Annotated in this window: 14 protein-coding genes and 8 tRNA genes; 8 read left to right on the plus strand and 14 right to left on the minus strand. The window is 38.7% G+C overall.

What is annotated here, in order from left to right:
- Positions 1-53: 53 nt before the first annotated feature.
- From AC1M9I_RS08645 to AC1M9I_RS08655, 3 genes are all read right to left on the minus strand, one after another.
- The gene (locus tag AC1M9I_RS08645) at positions 54-1,049 is read right to left on the minus strand and encodes a patatin-like phospholipase family protein (protein ID WP_481610932.1); all 996 of its coding nucleotides are present in this window, start codon (positions 1,047-1,049) and stop codon (positions 54-56) included.
- Positions 1,050-1,180: 131 nt separating this feature from the next.
- Positions 1,181-2,428, minus strand: coding sequence for a sodium/glutamate symporter (gene gltS, locus AC1M9I_RS08650; protein WP_180028146.1), 1,248 nt, complete (start codon positions 2,426-2,428; stop codon positions 1,181-1,183).
- A 510-nt stretch (positions 2,429-2,938) separates the two neighbouring features.
- The gene (locus AC1M9I_RS08655; protein WP_481610933.1) at positions 2,939-4,192 is read right to left on the minus strand and encodes a DcaP family trimeric outer membrane transporter; all 1,254 of its coding nucleotides are present in this window, start codon (positions 4,190-4,192) and stop codon (positions 2,939-2,941) included.
- Positions 4,193-4,568: 376 nt separating this feature from the next.
- Between AC1M9I_RS08655 and AC1M9I_RS08660 the strand changes: the two genes are divergently transcribed.
- From AC1M9I_RS08660 to AC1M9I_RS08680, 5 genes are all read left to right on the plus strand, one after another.
- The gene (locus AC1M9I_RS08660; RefSeq protein ID WP_481610934.1) at positions 4,569-5,276 is read left to right on the plus strand and encodes a nitroreductase; all 708 of its coding nucleotides are present in this window, start codon (positions 4,569-4,571) and stop codon (positions 5,274-5,276) included.
- 146 nt (positions 5,277-5,422) lie between these two features.
- The gene (gene yccS / locus AC1M9I_RS08665) at positions 5,423-7,597 is read left to right on the plus strand and encodes a YccS family putative transporter (RefSeq protein WP_481610935.1); all 2,175 of its coding nucleotides are present in this window, start codon (positions 5,423-5,425) and stop codon (positions 7,595-7,597) included.
- Between the two features lie 101 nt (positions 7,598-7,698).
- Complete coding sequence (locus AC1M9I_RS08670) at positions 7,699-8,259, plus strand: YcxB family protein (protein WP_035268336.1); 561 nt, start codon at positions 7,699-7,701, stop codon at positions 8,257-8,259.
- Between the two features lie 155 nt (positions 8,260-8,414).
- Positions 8,415-11,003: a PepSY domain-containing protein gene (locus tag AC1M9I_RS08675; RefSeq protein ID WP_481610936.1), complete on the plus strand. Its 2,589-nt coding sequence runs from the start codon at positions 8,415-8,417 to the stop codon at positions 11,001-11,003.
- 98 nt (positions 11,004-11,101) lie between these two features.
- Entirely contained in the window at positions 11,102-11,884 is a 783-nt protein-coding gene (locus AC1M9I_RS08680) for a YdcF family protein (protein ID WP_481610937.1), read from the plus strand.
- A 5-nt stretch (positions 11,885-11,889) separates the two neighbouring features.
- On the opposite strand, the gene AC1M9I_RS08685 is transcribed toward AC1M9I_RS08680, so the two are convergent.
- The 11 genes from AC1M9I_RS08685 to AC1M9I_RS08735 form a co-directional block, all read right to left on the minus strand.
- Positions 11,890-12,360: a DUF2750 domain-containing protein gene (locus AC1M9I_RS08685; RefSeq protein ID WP_481610938.1), complete on the minus strand. Its 471-nt coding sequence runs from the start codon at positions 12,358-12,360 to the stop codon at positions 11,890-11,892.
- Positions 12,361-12,436: 76 nt separating this feature from the next.
- A tRNA-Val gene (locus AC1M9I_RS08690) sits at positions 12,437-12,512 on the minus strand.
- Positions 12,513-12,604: 92 nt separating this feature from the next.
- Positions 12,605-12,681 (minus strand) — tRNA-Asp (locus tag AC1M9I_RS08695).
- A 51-nt stretch (positions 12,682-12,732) separates the two neighbouring features.
- Positions 12,733-12,808 (minus strand) — tRNA-Val (locus tag AC1M9I_RS08700).
- Positions 12,809-12,831: 23 nt separating this feature from the next.
- A tRNA-Asp gene (locus AC1M9I_RS08705) sits at positions 12,832-12,908 on the minus strand.
- Positions 12,909-12,921: 13 nt separating this feature from the next.
- Positions 12,922-12,997 (minus strand) — tRNA-Val (locus AC1M9I_RS08710).
- Between the two features lie 22 nt (positions 12,998-13,019).
- Positions 13,020-13,096, minus strand: a tRNA-Asp gene (locus tag AC1M9I_RS08715).
- A 49-nt stretch (positions 13,097-13,145) separates the two neighbouring features.
- Positions 13,146-13,222: transfer RNA gene (locus AC1M9I_RS08720), tRNA-Asp, on the minus strand.
- Positions 13,223-13,244: 22 nt separating this feature from the next.
- Positions 13,245-13,320 (minus strand) — tRNA-Val (locus AC1M9I_RS08725).
- A 212-nt stretch (positions 13,321-13,532) separates the two neighbouring features.
- Positions 13,533-14,060 carry a cell wall-recycling L,D-carboxypeptidase ElsL gene (gene elsL, locus AC1M9I_RS08730; RefSeq protein ID WP_180028070.1) on the minus strand — a complete coding sequence of 176 codons (528 nt, stop codon included), beginning with the start codon at positions 14,058-14,060 and terminating at the stop codon, positions 13,533-13,535.
- 36 nt (positions 14,061-14,096) lie between these two features.
- Positions 14,097-14,465: a YbaN family protein gene (locus tag AC1M9I_RS08735; RefSeq protein WP_481610939.1), complete on the minus strand. Its 369-nt coding sequence runs from the start codon at positions 14,463-14,465 to the stop codon at positions 14,097-14,099.
- Between the two features lie 84 nt (positions 14,466-14,549).
- Here AC1M9I_RS08735 and AC1M9I_RS08740 point away from each other — a divergent pair, with 84 nt between their 5' ends.
- The 3 genes from AC1M9I_RS08740 (at position 14,550) to dapE (ending at position 16,961) form a co-directional block, all read left to right on the plus strand.
- Positions 14,550-15,410 (plus strand): DUF1853 family protein, encoded by an 861-nt coding sequence (locus AC1M9I_RS08740; RefSeq protein ID WP_481610948.1) that lies wholly within the window; start codon positions 14,550-14,552, stop codon positions 15,408-15,410.
- Positions 15,411-15,536: 126 nt separating this feature from the next.
- Entirely contained in the window at positions 15,537-15,689 is a 153-nt protein-coding gene (locus AC1M9I_RS08745; RefSeq protein ID WP_092766976.1) for an entericidin A/B family lipoprotein, read from the plus strand.
- A 138-nt stretch (positions 15,690-15,827) separates the two neighbouring features.
- Positions 15,828-16,961, plus strand: coding sequence for a succinyl-diaminopimelate desuccinylase (dapE, locus tag AC1M9I_RS08750; RefSeq protein WP_035269063.1), 1,134 nt, complete (start codon positions 15,828-15,830; stop codon positions 16,959-16,961).
- Positions 16,962-16,974: the final 13 nt, after the last annotated feature.

Genomic DNA, 16,974 nt, shown 5'->3' on the forward strand with positions numbered 1-16,974 from the left:
ATTTTACTTATTTTTTATATATATTTTATGAGACAATTAAGATCTGATTTAATTTAGCAATTTAAACAAACAGCTCTTTTACTATCATCATGGGCAGGATACTGATGAGCATCATATTGTCCTATCGTCCGATGACGTATCTGATCCAATAAACTAACCTTATTCAATGCTGCAGTCATACCTGCTTGAATCGTATTTTCACGACCCTTAACATCAAAGATATGTGCTTTTTCTCTTAGATCTGGCTGTATCACAATATCTGCATTTTTTAGCTCGTTATACGCGATCTTATTTTGCATAATATTTATATTTTGATTAAACATCCCCCACACATTCGAGGTTTCCGTGTGCTCTGGCTGGGCCAAAATATCAACAGCAATGACAATATCTGCCCCTAATTCTCTCGCCACATTGACTGGTACAGGGCTCACTAAACCGCCATCAACATAATCCTTATCAGCAATTTTTACGGGAATAAACATACTTGGAATAGAGATAGAAGCTCTCACTGCTTGCCCAGTATTACCATAGTTAAATACTGTTAAATTTCCATTTTTTAACTCTGTTGCCACCACATACATTGGAATAGGAAGCTGTTCTAAGGGCATAAAGTCCACTTGTTTATTGACATAGTTCTCAACCTTAGCGCCATCAAAAAATCCTTGAATACCAATGTTAAAATCACGTACATCATTGACTTGCATATTTAATGCAACTTCACGTAACGATTTTGATGATTTTCCACTGGCATATATTGACCCGACTATACTCCCTGCGCTGGTACCAACAATAAAATCAGGCTTGATTCCACGTTGCTCTAAAACTTCAATGACACCAATATGCGCATAGCCTCGCGCTCCCCCACTACCAAGCACCAATGCAATACTTGGAGCATCAGTTTTCTTATGCTTATTTTTAATGATATGAGATGAAGCATCCACCAAAGGTGTAGACACAGATTTTGAAAGCTGAGCTTTGGCTACAACCTGTTGACAGGCTTGTAAGCCAATCAAAGGTAAGAGGGAAATCAGGAGTACAAACTTCTTCATTGCATCAGAAATTAAAAATCAAAACTGAATGAAAGCATATCATTGACAAGTCGTCTGTATGAATTTTTTATGACAAAAAGCCCCAGATGCGGGGCTTTTTGTACATGACATTTTATTAAGAAGATTTTATGTTAAGCAAAGAATTTTAAAATCATCTGAATTACAGTTGCATTAATTAAGTCAACAAAAAATGCGCCACATAAAGGTACAATGAGGAATGCTTTATGTGAAGGACCATACATATTTGTAATCGCCTGCATGTTTGCAACAGCTGTTGGTGTTGCTCCCATACCGAAACCACAGTGACCTGCTGCAAGAACTGCTGCATCGTAGTTTTTACCCATCACACGGAAAGTGACAAATGCTGCGTACAATGCCATAGTTAAGGTTTGAGCTGTTAAGATCACAACCAATGGGCCTGCAAGATCAGCCAATTGCCACAACTTAAGTGAAAGAAGTGCCATTGCTAGGTATAACGATAAAGAGGCATTACCAAATACATCAATTGCACGATCGAAGATTTCCACTTTCATGAGACCTTCGAGGATGTTACGCAGGATAACACCACCACCTAATGCCCAAACGAAAGTTGGAAGCTCAAACCAAGTGCCTTTACTATAACCTGTCATAAATTCAGCAAATGCCAAACACGCAGCAAATAAACCTAATGTGGTAATCGCATTATCCGCAGTGATTAAACGAACTTGATTACGGTTTTCAAAAGGCACAAACTCGCCTTGATCATTCGGATTTGCAATTGCATTCGCATCACGTGTGTCTTTTTCAACCGAATTAGTCACTGGTGATGAAAGCTGGTGCTTATTAATCAATAATTTCGCTAATGGACCACCAATCAAACCACCAATAATCAAACCAAATGTCGCACTGGCCATACCTAGTGCTAAAGCACCTTGAATACCATGCTCGACTTCTAAAATCTCACCCCATGCACCAGCAGTACCATGACCACCCGTTAAGGTAATAGAACCTGCAATTAAACCAATAAGTGGATCAATACCAAGTAACGTTGCAAGGCTCATACCGACAAAGTTTTGTACGATAATAAATGATGCGACACAGATCAGGAAGATCACCAGTCCCATACCACCTTCTTTGAGTTTGGCGAAGTTTGCACTTAAACCGATAGAAGCAAAGAACACCAGCATAAAACTGGTTTGCAATTCACTACTCGTGGTAATGCTGTATCCCCACAAATTGTGAACAATTAACGAAACTATGGCAGCTACCAAACCACCAGCTACAGGCTCTGGGATATTATATTTTTTTAAGAAGTCGATTTTGTTGACAAGAAAACGGCCAAGCAATAAAACTATTACTGCAGCAATTAACGTGTAAAAAGCGTTAAAAGTAAATTCCATCATTAATTCTCAGCAAATACAGATGACTGTTAATTCATATTATGCTTGTTTTTTAACCAATAAGATTTATTTCGAATCTCACATCCAAAAATCAACATATCCTTATTCAATATTGATTATCTAAAGGAATAGATAAATTTTTTAATTGAGTAACAATATATTAATTCCTCGATTTCATTGGATTCAATCTTGTTAATAAAAAACATACACTTTTCAAAATAAATCAGTTGCTCAAAACGCACTCTATTCTTAGACATACGTTTGGCTAGATACAATTGATTTATGGCTCAAACAAACACTTAAATATGTTTTAGTGAACTTAAAATGATTAAGAAATTCCTGATGATCAGGACTGCTCACTGTTTAAGCCGAACATTATGCACTTTTTTTTATAATTCGCATTACTTTTGTTTATTCAATCAGCAAAATTCAGACATTCTTTAGTCTGAACTGATGAATGACAAGTGAATAAAAAAACCGAGACTATGCTCGGTTTTTTATAACTCATGCTTAGAAGCTGTATTTCGCCATTAAGCCTACACGGTCATCATTATAGCTTTGACCTGCGAAAGTCTCACGCTTACCATTGATATATTCAACACCTAAATCAACAGGTTTCACAGGTGTATAGATAAAGTTAATCCATGCTTGTTGAACAGTTTCATTTGCACTTGGGTTCGCTTTAGCATATCCCGTGCTGTCATCAGCATAGTGTGCGCCATAAGCCAGTGTTGAGCGTAACTGAGGTGAGAACTTATATGTAGCACCAAGTTGCGTTGCAATAAACTCATTTTGTTCAATATTGTTATTTGCATCGACAACATAAGCACTATTTGAGCCATATAAATAGTTGCTGTTCCCTTTTACATAAGACACGTCAGCAGATACTTTGAGTGGTTCGCTAATTTGGTAATTTGTACCGATCGCTACACCAAAACCAGTCTTATCATCACCAGCGGTATCAGATTTATAATTTTCGATTAAGGCACGAGCTGAAGCATTACCTTTACCCTCTGCATAAGCTTGCGTAACTTTTGCAGTCAAAGTTGGAAGGCGGTATTTAATACCATCTCCAGTAGAATTACCCTCTTCAGCTGAAATAAATAATTGAGTTGTAGGCGCTAATTTATGAGACCAACGCACTTGCGGTAAACGGTTTGTTCCGCCACCAATGTTGGTACCAAAATCGATCATTTCTGGGGCATGATTTGACAAGAAGTTTGAAGTAGTTTGACCGAATAACCAATTATTCAGTGTTAAATATGCATGACGAATACGTAGTGCTTCATTTGAGCCTGCAAAGTCCACTTCTACTTTACCACCAACATCAGCCCCTTCTACTTTAGATTTGAAATCTAAACCAAGACGTGTTGTTTTAGCCGTTGCACGTAATTTATCTTCAACTAACGGATTATTACTCGTTCCAACGCTGTTTACAGCATTAAAGTCATTATCAGCACCTTCAATGATATAGTTTGCATCCCCACGTACAAAACCATATAGATTCACTTCAGCACCTGCTTTAGTTTTCAAGTTTGTAGGCGCGGCTGCTACTGGTTGAGCTTTAACTTCAGCCAATTGTACTTGCTGCTGTTGTTGTACTTGATGTTGCTGTTGAATTAAAGCTTTTAACGCTTCAACTTCTTGGCGTAATTTTTGAATTTCATCTTTTTCAGTCGCTGCTTGTGCAGTAGAAACTGCAAAAGTTGCAACTGTGATTGCTAAGCTTTTCTTTAAAAATGTTTGATGTTTTGATTGACTCATTAAAAATCTCCAATTATTTCATCTTGCATCCGTGCATATATGCTTGGTCAACCTGCTGAATCCCAATCACAACGTTTGATTAATTTAAAATAATCAACGATGCACTAAACTGCTTTTTTTAAAATTTGATGAATTGATTAAAATAAATACGTAACATAATGTGTATTCGTTGTAACTTAATCTAGCAACTTATGTTTCATAATTAAATGTTTTTTATTGTCAAAACCAATTTTCTCAATCACAATTTCTGATGATGAATTGAAAAAAGTTTATATCTGTATAATTTATAAAATCTTTATTTAAAAGCATATTCAAAATTATACCTTAGTCGTAGAGACATCATGGATCATCCAAAATTATTCAAATAGGAGTTGCAATGTCCACAGAACATACTCAAGCCGTTGATGAAGTGATCACTGGCCGCCAATCCATACGTGCCTTTTTAGATCACCCCGTAGACACAAAACTTATCCAAGAAATCTTAGAAGTCGCATCAAGAGCACCTTCTGGCACAAATACTCAACCCTGGAAAGTCTATGTGGTGACAGGCGCACGTCGTCAACGGTTAATTGATCAAGTTTGTCATGCACAAATGCAACTTTATCAAAACCCTGAACTTGCTCAACAATACACAGAGACTTTTGCTTATTATCCAGAAACATGGATTTCCCCGTATATCGATCGTCGTCGTGAAAATGGTTGGGGACTTTATGGATTGCTGGGCATTCAAAAAGGTGAAAAGGATAAGATGGCTGCACAACATCTTAGAAACTATCAATTATTTGATGCACCTGTTGGCATTTTCTTTACTGTGGATAAAGCCATGGGCATTGGCTCTAAAATGGATATTTCCATGATGATTCAAAATGTTATGCTAGCAGCAAAAGCACGTGGTTTAGACACATGCCCTCAAGCGGCATGGAATCATTTTCATCAAATCGTCACTGATGTTCTTGAAGCTCCTGCCAACGAAGAGCTCGTTTGTGGGATGGCTTTAGGCTATGCCGACACCGATGCGCTTGTGAATACGTTTAGAACACCTCGAGTTCCAGTTGAAGAGTTTGCTGTTTTCTTGGAAGACTGATTTTTTAAGGATTAAAACGCTCATTCAGTTTGAGTGGTTTAATACAGACAAACAGTCAATTTCAAGCATATAATCCCAATTTAAATTAGATGAATATTCAACTAATATTCATCTATCCCTATCCTCTATTTATAAAGGGTTCTGGTTTGAACAAATGGCTGATTCAGCTTAAAAAAGCAACCTATAATACTTCATTCATGTATAACCTGCGGATGATTGTGGCTTTCGCAGGTACCGCGTTTATTCCCTATCTGTTAGATCAGCAATTGATGACGATTCCATTAACATTAGGGGTTGTTGCTGCTGGGCTGAGCGACATCGATGATCGCTTCTCAGTACGTATCATGAATCTGATTTATACCTATATTGGTTTCTTTATTGCTGCAGCTTCTGTTCAACTGTTATTCCCATATCCTGTGCTTTTTGCTTCAGGCCTGATCATCTCTTGTATTGGTCTCATTTTACTCGGCTCATTAGGCAGACGTTATGCCACCATCTCATATGGTTGCTTAGTGATTTCTGTCTATGCCATGCTAGGTGTTGATATTTTTGACGAATGGTACATGCAACCCAGTCTTTTGGTGATTGGTGCCATTTGGTATGGGATCTTGTCTACGCTTAGTTTCTTAATTTTTCCAGCTCGACAAGTTCAAGATCAGCTCTCGAAAAGCTATTCTTCACTCGGTGATTTCCTTTTTGCTAAATCTAATCTCTTTGATGTGGATATGACAGCAAATAGCTACCAAAAAAGTATGATCAGCTTGTCGCTGGAAAATGGGAAATTAGTAGGTATTTTCAATGATATGAAAACCACACTCCTTACCCGATTAAAAGGAGATCGTGGTCAAACTGATACCCGTCGCAGCTTACAATATTATTTTATTGCACAGGACATTCACGAGCGAGCTGACTCGGCACATATTGATTATCAACAATTAACCAAAGCCTTTGAGCATAGTGATATTTTATTTCGCTTCCAACGTATTCTTACACTGCAAGCAAAAGCATGTAAAGATTTAAGTGAAAGCATCTTAAATCGCACAACTTACCAGCATAATCCACGTTTTGAACATGCATTTAGTAATCTCAGAAAGTCATTAGAAAAAATCCGTGATGAACAAAAACATGATCTTATCTGGGTTAATGCTCTTTTTGCCTTACTCCAGAACTTAAAAGCCATCGATGCTCAATTACGAAATCTTGAAACTGAACGGCATATTAAATTTGACCGCACTAAACATTTAGAAAACCAACTTAAAGATGACGATCTGAAAGGTTGGGAAGATATCGTTTCTCGTATCAAACAAAATTTAACCCCTGAATCCGTACTCTTTCGACATGCAATTCGTGTTTCCATCGTACTTTTCATCGGATATGTTTTTGTTCAAGTCACCAATATCGAATACGGTTATTGGGTACTGTTAACAGCCCTATTTGTTAGTCAACCAAACTTCAACGCCACAAAACGTCGACTCAGACTCAGGATCATGGGAACACTCGGTGGCATTATTCTTGGTTTTGCAATTCTGTATTTCGTTCCTTCTGTCGAAGGTCAACTCTTATTATTAATTGTGAGTGGCGTCCTATTTTTTGAATTACGCAGTAAGCAATATGCGCAAGCCACTGCCTTTATTACGATCTTAGCCTTAATTAATTTCAATTTGGACGGTTTAGGTTTCCAAGCGGCATTTCCTCGAATGTTAGATACTTTAATTGGCTGTGCATTGGCATGGTTTGGGGTGAGCTTTATTTTTCCAGATTGGAAATTCAGACGACTCCCCCATTCAATCAGACGTTCACTTGAAGCTCAATGCCAGTATCTTACTGAAGTCGTACAACAGTATCATCATGGACGTAATAACAGTTTGAACTACCGCGTAGTCCGCCGCACTGCACATAATCGTGATGCTGATGTTGCATCACTCATATCGACATTAGCAACAGAACCTGATTTTGATCCAACACAAAAAGCTTTAGCATTTGAGTTCCTCTGTCTCAATCATACATTTATCAGCTATATTGCTGCGCTAGGTGCACACCGTGAAAAAATTCAAGATCAGTCAACATTAGAGCTACTTCAGCAAGCGTTAAATGATATCCAAGGTGCTTTTTTACGAGATGAAGTGCCTGAGCTAAATCTGACAAATTTGGAGTCCGCGATTCGTGAACGTTTGAATAAAGATGATCAGGATTCACATAAATCATTGATTGTTTTACAGCAACTTTCTTTAATGCTTGGTGTATTAAGACGATTAAGTACCTTAAAACAAAGTTTAAGTCATGAACATGATACTCAATCCAGCGCATTGGCATCACTGTAAATGTTGAATTTTCAAGGCAGTAAATTAGTACAATATACTCCCTGATTGTATTAATTTAATGCTAAACTCTGCTCAGATATACACATTTTGTTAACGAAACTATGACTGCAAAAAACTTATACGCCTATACTTTACAACCCGTTCCTTACGAGGTTACTGAAGCTGAACAACGCCATGCGCAACTCGCAATCTGGCGCAGCACAAATAAAATTGGAACTAAAGCTTGGGCTATTATGGGTGCAATTACTGCGCTTGCAATTTTGGGTCTAATTTTTATTAAAAATTACTCTACTGTATTTTGCTGGGTGGCTTTAGTCTGTGTGCTGACATACTTTTTAGTACGAAAGTTTGGACTAGAATGGTACGCTAAACGCAAAATGAATGAGTTTCCAGTACAAGAAATTACTGGAATTAAATTAGGTGTTCAGCCTCATGGTATCGTGATGCGTCAAAAAATGGGACTACAAGAAGGTGTAGGTTCAATTGGTTGGAAAGATATCTATGAGTGGTATAACACGCCAGATTTCATTTTGGTGAACTTTAAAGTTAAAGGTCAGCAAGGTGCTTATATCCTGCCAAAACGAATGAACAGCAAAAATTTCTCTTTCGAGACCATCCGTAAACATCTTAAAGAAAGCGTTGGTGAGCCAAAATCACTGTAAATACGGCTTTATATTAAAACCTCCAACTTTGGAGGTTTTTTTATCACAATTTTTTATATGAGAATGAGAATAAATATTATCTTCAAATACATTCCACTTTTTTTGAGTTAGGTTATAATCGCACCATTCAAAAATTCCAATTCACTCAGACCCTTATGTTCAAGAAAATATTTTTCCAGTTACACTGGTTTTTCGGAATAACAGCAGGCCTTATTTTGGCACTTATGGGTGTCACTGGGGCAATATATTCTTATGAGCAGCAAATTATCAAGCTGATCAATCAGGAAAGTTATACAGTTGTTGCTGAACAACGCCCAAAATTAACGCCAGCTGAAATTTATCAACATTTCCAGCAGGAGCATCCTGATCTTAAAATCAATAGCATTACAATTGCTGCTCAACCTACTGACTCATCGAGTATCAATGTTGCGAAGGAAGGTGAACGTCGTGGTTTGACCATGATGATCAATCCCTACAGTGCTGAATTACTTCCTGAAATTAAAGGTCGAAAATTCTTTGCATTCGTACAACAACTTCATCGTAACTTGACAGTCGGACCAGTTGGAAAACAAATTACCGGTGCATGTACACTGATTCTTATTTTCTTTGTCCTCAGTGGCTTATATCTACGTTGGCCGAAAAAACACAGTTTCAAACAATGGTTTTCAGTTAAACCCAAATTAAAAGGTCGAAACTTTATTTGGGATTTACACGCAGTCGTTGGAACATGGGTGGCCATTTTCTATCTCATGTTGGCTTGTACAGGTTTATATTGGTCATATGATTGGTGGCGCAACGGCATGTTTAAAGTGCTTGGTGTTGAGCGCCCGCAACCCCAAATGCAAGCGGGTGGTCCTGGTTCAAATGCTGGCCCAAACGCTCATCGTGAAGGACGTGAAGGACGTGAAGGACGTGAAGAGCGTAAATCACTCCAAACAGAACAGATTCAATTTGCGCTCAACCAATCTTGGTCTACATTTAATCAACAGTTTAAAAATCAATTTTCTTCCGTAACCTTCACCATTCCTAAACGTGCAAACGGTGAATTAGAACTGAGTTTCGTTGATCCTGTTCCGCAACATGAACGCGCTCGTAACAAAGCGACTTTCGACTTAAATACGAATCAATTGAAAGATGTTGAATTGTACGAAGACAAAAAGCTCAATGAAAAAATCATGAGCAGCATGTTACCTGTACACCGTGGCAGCTTCTTTGGTCCTATTTACCAGTTCTTCGCGATGTTTGCTGCACTCGCTATGCCGTTATTCTTTGTGACGGGTTGGATGCTCTATCTCAAACGCCGCAAGCAAAAACAATTGACCCGTGAAGCGAAGCAAAATTTAGCAGTGGTTGATGTTGATCCAAATGCAAAACCTTGGCTCATCGCTTATGCAAGTCAAACTGGTGTATCCGAGCAATTGGCTTGGCGTACAGCTTCAATTCTGCAATCAGCACGCCAACCCGTCACTGTTAAATCAGTGCAAAGCCTGACCACTAATGAGCTACAAACAGCATCTCAAATTCTGGTGGTCGCGAGTACTTATGGTACAGGTGAAGCTCCAGACTTAGCTGCAAGCTTTGAAAAGAAATTGATGTCTCATCCACTGAATCTAAGTCATGTTCAATTTGCAGTTATGGCACTTGGTTCAAGTGAATATCCTGACACTTATTGTAGTTTTGGTCATCGTATTTATGAATGGTTCAATGCATCTGGTGCAACTCCGCTCTTTAATGTGATTGAAGTAGACAATGCCAATAACCAAGATATTCAAAATTGGACAGATGCACTCGCGCAAGCTGCTCAATTGGAATTAGCAACACTATCTATTGATAAAGTCTTTGATCAATGGAAACTGCAAAAACGCACACTGCTCAATCCAAACAGTTTGGGTCAACCTGCTTATAATTTAGAGCTTGAGTCTGATCACGACGCGATCTGGCAAGCTGGAGATATTGCAGAAATTCAACCCGGCAATAGCATTGAACGTATTCAAGCATTTTTACAACAACACAACTTAGATGAGGCTTTAGTTCTTACAGCTACAGGCCAAACCTTAGTTGAAAGCCTGTGGAATAAAAATTTAAATAGTGAGATTCAGCCATTTAATACAGCTGAAGAACTCGTTGAGCAGCTTGAAAATTTACCTACTCGTGAATATTCGATTGCTAGTATTCCGACTCAAGGCATGATGCGATTGGTGGTACGTCAACAACGTGATGAACAGCAGCAACTCGGCTTAGGCTCAGGCTGGTTAACACATCATGTTGCGGTTGGTGCTCAGGTACAACTTCGTATTCGAACCAATGAATCATTCCATTTAATTGATGATAATCGACCGATTATCTGTATCGGTAACGGGACAGGGATCGCAGGGCTAATGAGCTTGATTTCAGCTCGCGTACGCTTGGACTACACTGACACCTGGCTCATCTTCGGTGAACGCCAACGCGAACATGATTTCTTTTATAAAGAAACAATCGAAGCTTGGCAAAATACAGCGATGTTAAAGCGTATTGATCTTGCGTTCTCTCGAGACCAACCAGAAAAAGTCTATGTACACCATATTCTGCGTCAAAATGCGGATGAAGTCGTTAAATGGATTCATCAAGGTGCTGTCATCTATGTGTGCGGCAGTATCAATGGTATGGCAAGCGATGTTGATCTAGCCTTAATTGAAATCTTAGGTGAAACTACTGTAGATGAATTAAGACAAGCTGGTCGCTACCGTAGAGACGTTTACTAACACGGTTATTATGATCAGAACCGAGCACGATTTTTATTTAATCTGCTCGGTTTTTTTATGCGCTATACTTTTTCTCATTTCCCACTAGTGATGATCCAATGTATATAAGGATTTTAAAATTTTTCGCTTGGTTAATAGCATTGATACTATTAATCGATGGAATCATTTTAATGAGTCAAAATAAAATTCATTTGGGTACTGTACTTCCAGCCTTTATTGGCATAGTGATCATTTTATGTCTGTTTTTTAATAAGAAAATCCAACACTACCGTTTGAATCATTCTAACTTTAACTTGTTTTGGAAAATGGGATGGACAATTTTTTCCATCTGGTTAATCAGCTTGACTATTTTTTTTAATTTTTTAGCTAAAAAAAATCATTCCCCCATCATGAATACACCACCTGATGCGATTATTATTTTGGGTAGTGGTTTAATCAATAACCAACCCTCCCCAACGCTTCAGGCTCGATTAGACCAAGGTGCAACGATCGCCGCTCAATATCCCAGTAGTTCTGTTATTGTGACTGGCGGTTTGGGATTTGATCAGAAAATTACTGAAGCTGCAGTGATGAAAGCATATTTGATCAACAAATATCGTATTCACCCACAGCGTATAGTTGAAGAAAGTCAAAGCACCAGCACCGAACTCAATTTAAAAAACAGTGTTCCGCTGCTAAACAGAATAGATTTAAACCAAAATAGTCATATTGTAGTTGTGACTAGTGATTTTCATACACCACGTGCTGCAGCCATTGCCCGATTTCAAGGTTATACCCATATCACATCAGTCAGTGCTGAAACTCCTTTAGCCACACGATATAACGCATGGCTTAGAGAATATTTTGCTTATATTAGTGGCTGGATCTTAAGAGAATACTAAATTTTTTATTTATCATGTATTCGGATTTTTCGAGGCGAAGGAACCCCTTCTTTATTTAATTTTTCAGGTTGATCAATCGATAACTGGTATAGATAAGCTTTTAGGTCAATTAGAAATTGTCGCCCCGATACCAAAACATTTTGACCTTCTGGCATCAAGTTAAGTGACAAATGAGTATTGTGTTGTCGAATATAAGGAACAACTTGTTCAATAAATGGTATCAGTTGGATTTCCTCCACATGATATTTTTCCCACTTATCACGAACCAATAATTGTGCCATTCCTCTACTTTGCCAAACAGCAAGCGTGCGCTGACCAGATGGAGTGGAGCACAATGCCCAACCATCATTATATAAACTATAAACTTTAGCCTGAGCGACAATTGTTTCCATAAATTGTTGGTATTGTTCTTTTGGAGAGACAACTGTAGAGGCAATAGAGGTACTTGAAGGCTTACGCTGGTATGGATTTCTCATAATTCTATTATAAACATGAATTCATCATATTTTATATAAATTATAGAAACTTAAAAGACTTTTCATAGAAAGAATATGGTGGGCGCTGACGGGATCGAACCGCCGACATTCTGCTTGTAAGGCAGACGCTCTACCAACTGAGCTAAGCGCCCTTGAGGAATAAAAATAGCACCGCTATTTTTAAGATGCAAGAAAGAAATCTTGCTGATTTAAACCATTATATCTAGACAAGGGATCTAGAAAATGGCGCAGCGGACGGGACTCGAACCCGCGACCCTCGGCGTGACAGGCCGATATTCTAACCAACTGAACTACCGCTGCAACGGCAACTGCTTACGCAATTAGGGTCATATAAGCTTTTCAGCATGAATATGGTGGGCGCTGACGGGATCGAACCGCCGACATTCTGCTTGTAAGGCAGACGCTCTACCAACTGAGCTAAGCGCCCTTATTAGGCTTTGATTTTTAGGATGGCGCAGCGGACGGGACTCGAACCCGCGACCCTCGGCGTGACAGGCCGATATTCTAACCAACTGAACTACCGCTGCATCACAAAAAATCTGGTGGGCGCTGACGGGATCGAACCGCCGACATTCTGCTTGTAAGGCAGACGCTCTACCAACTGAGCTAAGCGCCCTTAATAAGGTCATTACATAAAGTGGCGCAGCGGACGGGACTCGAACCCGCGACCCTCGGCGTGACAGGCCGATATTCTAACCAACTGAACTACCGCTGCACTTATGTAATATCTCTATTAAAGTACAAACAATCTATTAAGCTTAAAGTGGCGCAGCGGACGGGACTCGAACCCGCGACCCTCGGCGTGACAGGCCGATATTCTAACCAACTGAACTACCGCTGCACTAAAACTTAACGTAAAGGCTTGGTGGGCGCTGACGGGATCGAACCGCCGACATTCTGCTTGTAAGGCAGACGCTCTACCAACTGAGCTAAGCGCCCTTTACGACTTCATCGTTTGTGTGGTGCATTATAGAGAATCCTCAGATACTGTCAAACGCTTTTCTACAGGTTTCTCAGTTTTTCAGTTTGAATGATTAAAAAATAGATCATTTCTCTTAAAAAATCGCTTTTTTGTCTATTATTTGCCTGATTAGAGATATGTTTTTATTTTTATTCAAAGTTTTTATCACAAAACATTTTACGATTCTGATTTAAATTTGATCCAATTCGATCTCTTGTTCTGAAATATAGACTAAAGCGCCTTCGTCAAATGTATCAAATAGCTCAATGACATCTGCACTGTGCATTCGAATACATCCATGTGATTTAGGAAGACCTAAAGGTTCTGACTCTGGCGTACCATGAATATAGATATATCGATTATAGGTATCACAACCCTCCCCTTGATTAAAACCAGGTTCTAAACCTGCTAACCAAAGAATTCGCGTTAGAATCCAGTCACGTTCTGGAAATTGCTTGCCAAGTTCCACATCATAGATCTCCCCAGTCCAAATACGTGCTTTAAAAACAGCATTGATTGGGTGGTCATCGCCAATTTTTTGTTCAATGCGATGCCATCCTCTTGGGGTTTTACCTGAATTTTCCTGTTCACCTATACCGTTCAATCCAGTAGACACCAAATAGCTTTTTTTCATACGTGGGACATATAGAACTTGTTTCGCCATATCAATCAGGATATCCGCCTGACTTAGGGTATAACTTTCAAGATTTGGGTTCATACAAAACTCAGCGTTAAATTATTTTTAATCATTTATTTAAACAATATTTTTTGATTCAGGTCTTAACCACAACCAAATCGCGACAATTAGCATAGTGAGATTCGTAAAAATTTTTACTAAATCAGGAGCATTGGTATAAAGCATAAGAATACCGCTGATCAACATCATCATCGAGGCGAGCCATTTTGCTTTGCGTGGAACCGTGCCATGCTCACGCCAATTTCGCAGTGTTGGTCCATATTTAGGATGATTGAGTAGCCAATCATCAACCTGTGGCCAACCTTTTGAAGCAGCCCATGCGGCAAGAATTAAAAAGACTGTGGTTGGCAATCCTGGCAATAGCGCACCAATAAAACCTAGAGTCATAAAAATAATGACCAAGCTCCGCCAAAACACGATTTTCATACCGCAACTCATTCAGTTGAATCTCACTAGTATATATGCTTTTGTGGTAGTGTCTGATTGTAAATTTATTTTCAGTTTTGAATTCTGGTTGGAGTAACGGTGCAATCTGATTTTTATGAGCCATGGCAGAACTTTCATCATGCAATTGTACGTCAACTGGCTTTTGTCATCGCAAGTCCTAATATTATTCGTTTTGCGCCTAAAGAATTAACGATCGTTCATCCTTTTGAAATGCACCATGAACTATTTTGGCAAACTCAGTACGAAAAATATATCTCCAGACTTCATGATCTAGATCAAAACCCACAAGAACTGATTGATTTTATTCAGCAACTTAAAAGTACGCGTCTAGGTTTGCGCTTTGAATATTTAATGTGGTTCTGGCTACAAGATGATCAACGCGATCAAGCTGATTTTTCGCTGTTAGATCACAGTGTTCAAATCATTGACGGCCGCCATACTTTGGGTGAAATTGACTTTGTGATATTAAATCATCACACCCAAGAAATTGAACAATGGGAAGTTGCACTGAAATTTTATTTAGCAGAACAAGACTTTCAACTTCAACATTGGTACGGATTAAATCGAAGTGACACCCTATTTAGAAAGCTCAATCATTTTACGCAAAAACAATTTCAGTTTACTCAAGCCAATACTTATAAAATTGATCGAAAAATTGCGGTGATGAAAGGTCAACTCTACTTTCCGTATCATACCGAACTTCAAACCTTACCCAACTGGGTCAGCCCACATCGTCGTATGGGCACATGGGGACATCAATTTCGATCATCTTTTTATCGACTGGAAAGACAGGAATGGATTTGTCCGAATGCGAGTCAGACTTCAAATGAAGCACATTGGTGGAGCAATGGGCTTTATCACAATGTACAGACAAATCAGTTTTATATGTACCGTCAACCAGCATTAAAGCTTCCTTACGTGTAGTTCGTGTAATAAAAAAATGTATCGAATACAATTAATAACATTCTGATAATAAAACTCTCATATTCTTCTAAATGATTAATTTTTATTCTGATTAAGCATCAAAATAATTTACAATCATTGGAGATAATGATGAAAAAAGTATTAGCCGCTTCATTCGTAGTTGCATTTGTATTAACTGGTTGTAATACATTCAAAGGTTTTGGACAAGACGTTTCAAAAGCTGGGGAAACTGTAACAAATACTGCTGAAAAAACTTCAAACGAAATTCGTAACAACTAATTCGAAGTTGAAGCTAAAAGCCCTATTTTTTAATAGGGCTTTTTTTATTTAAATTTGATTCCCTTGAATGATTAATATTTTGCATCAAATTCAACATACTTTATGATAGTTCGACTTTGACCAATTCGATTTCTTTCCATGACCCAATCTGCAACACTCGATTTAAGCTTACAATTACTTCGCCAACCTTCAGTGACTCCAGTCGATCATAACTGTCAAAATATTATGGCTGATCGATTATCAAAGATTGGTTTTAACATTGAAAATATGCGTTTTGAAGATGTAGATAACTTATGGGCTCGTCGCGGGACTGAATCACCTGTGTTTTGTTTTGCGGGTCATACTGATGTTGTTCCTACAGGCAATCTAGAAGCGTGGAACTCCGATCCATTCGCCCCAGAAATTAGAGATGGAAAGTTATACGGGCGTGGCAGTGCAGATATGAAAACGGCGTTGGCAGCCATGGTAATTGCCTCTGAACGTTTCGTTGCTAAGCATCCAGACCACAAAGGTTCGATTGCTTTTTTGATCACTTCAGATGAAGAAGGTCCATCTATCAATGGAACAGTGAAAGTTGTAGAAACTTTAGAAGCACGCCAAGAAAAAATGACATGGTGTTTAGTTGGTGAACCGTCAAGTACGAATACTTTAGGTGACATTGTTAAAAATGGCCGTCGTGGGTCTCTCAATGCCAATTTAACAGTGAAAGGTAAGCAAGGGCATGTGGCCTATCCACATTTGGCAATTAACCCAATTCATACAGCCTCAAAAGCAATTGCTGAATTATGTGAGACAGAATGGGATCAAGGCAATGAGTATTTCCCTGCAACGTCTTTCCAAATCTCGAATATTTCTGCTGGAACGGGTGCAACCAATGTTGTGCCTGGCACGATGAACTTATTATTTAACTTCCGTTATTCTACAGAAGTTACTGCTGATGAATTAAAAGCACGTACACATGAAATTTTAGATCGCCACGGCGTTGAGTATGATATCGAGTGGACACTATCAGGTTTACCATTCCTTACACCTGTTGGTGAGCTCGTCAATGCTGCCAAAAAAGCGATTTTGGATGTGACTGGTACGACAACAGAATTATCAACCAGTGGTGGTACATCAGATGGCCGCTTTATCGCACCAACTGGAGCTCAGGTACTCGAACTGGGAGTGCTTAATGCCACAATCCATCAAATTAATGAACATGTTGAAATCGCACATTTGGAACCTTTAGCTGAAATTTATGAAAAAATCTTAATTGAGTTATTGGCATAACGCTAAAATTTAA

The sequence above is a fragment of the Acinetobacter sp. ANC_7553 genome, from assembly GCF_056779895.1.

Coding starts and splice junctions, on each gene's coding strand:
- AC1M9I_RS08685 (WP_481610938.1), bottom strand. CDS start 12,360: ATGAGAAATCCATACCAGCGTAAGCCTTCAAGTACCTCTATTGCCTCT.
- AC1M9I_RS08680 (WP_481610937.1), top strand. CDS start 11,102: ATGTATATAAGGATTTTAAAATTTTTCGCTTGGTTAATAGCATTGATA.
- AC1M9I_RS08645 (WP_481610932.1), bottom strand. CDS start 1,049: ATGAAGAAGTTTGTACTCCTGATTTCCCTCTTACCTTTGATTGGCTTA.
- AC1M9I_RS08655 (WP_481610933.1), bottom strand. CDS start 4,192: ATGAGTCAATCAAAACATCAAACATTTTTAAAGAAAAGCTTAGCAATC.
- AC1M9I_RS08735 (WP_481610939.1), bottom strand. CDS start 14,465: ATGAAAATCGTGTTTTGGCGGAGCTTGGTCATTATTTTTATGACTCTA.
- dapE (WP_035269063.1), top strand. CDS start 15,828: ATGACCCAATCTGCAACACTCGATTTAAGCTTACAATTACTTCGCCAA.
- AC1M9I_RS08675 (WP_481610936.1), top strand. CDS start 8,415: ATGTTCAAGAAAATATTTTTCCAGTTACACTGGTTTTTCGGAATAACA.
- AC1M9I_RS08660 (WP_481610934.1), top strand. CDS start 4,569: ATGTCCACAGAACATACTCAAGCCGTTGATGAAGTGATCACTGGCCGC.
- elsL (WP_180028070.1), bottom strand. CDS start 14,060: ATGAACCCAAATCTTGAAAGTTATACCCTAAGTCAGGCGGATATCCTG.
- AC1M9I_RS08670 (WP_035268336.1), top strand. CDS start 7,699: ATGACTGCAAAAAACTTATACGCCTATACTTTACAACCCGTTCCTTAC.
- AC1M9I_RS08745 (WP_092766976.1), top strand. CDS start 15,537: ATGATGAAAAAAGTATTAGCCGCTTCATTCGTAGTTGCATTTGTATTA.
- gltS (WP_180028146.1), bottom strand. CDS start 2,428: ATGGAATTTACTTTTAACGCTTTTTACACGTTAATTGCTGCAGTAATA.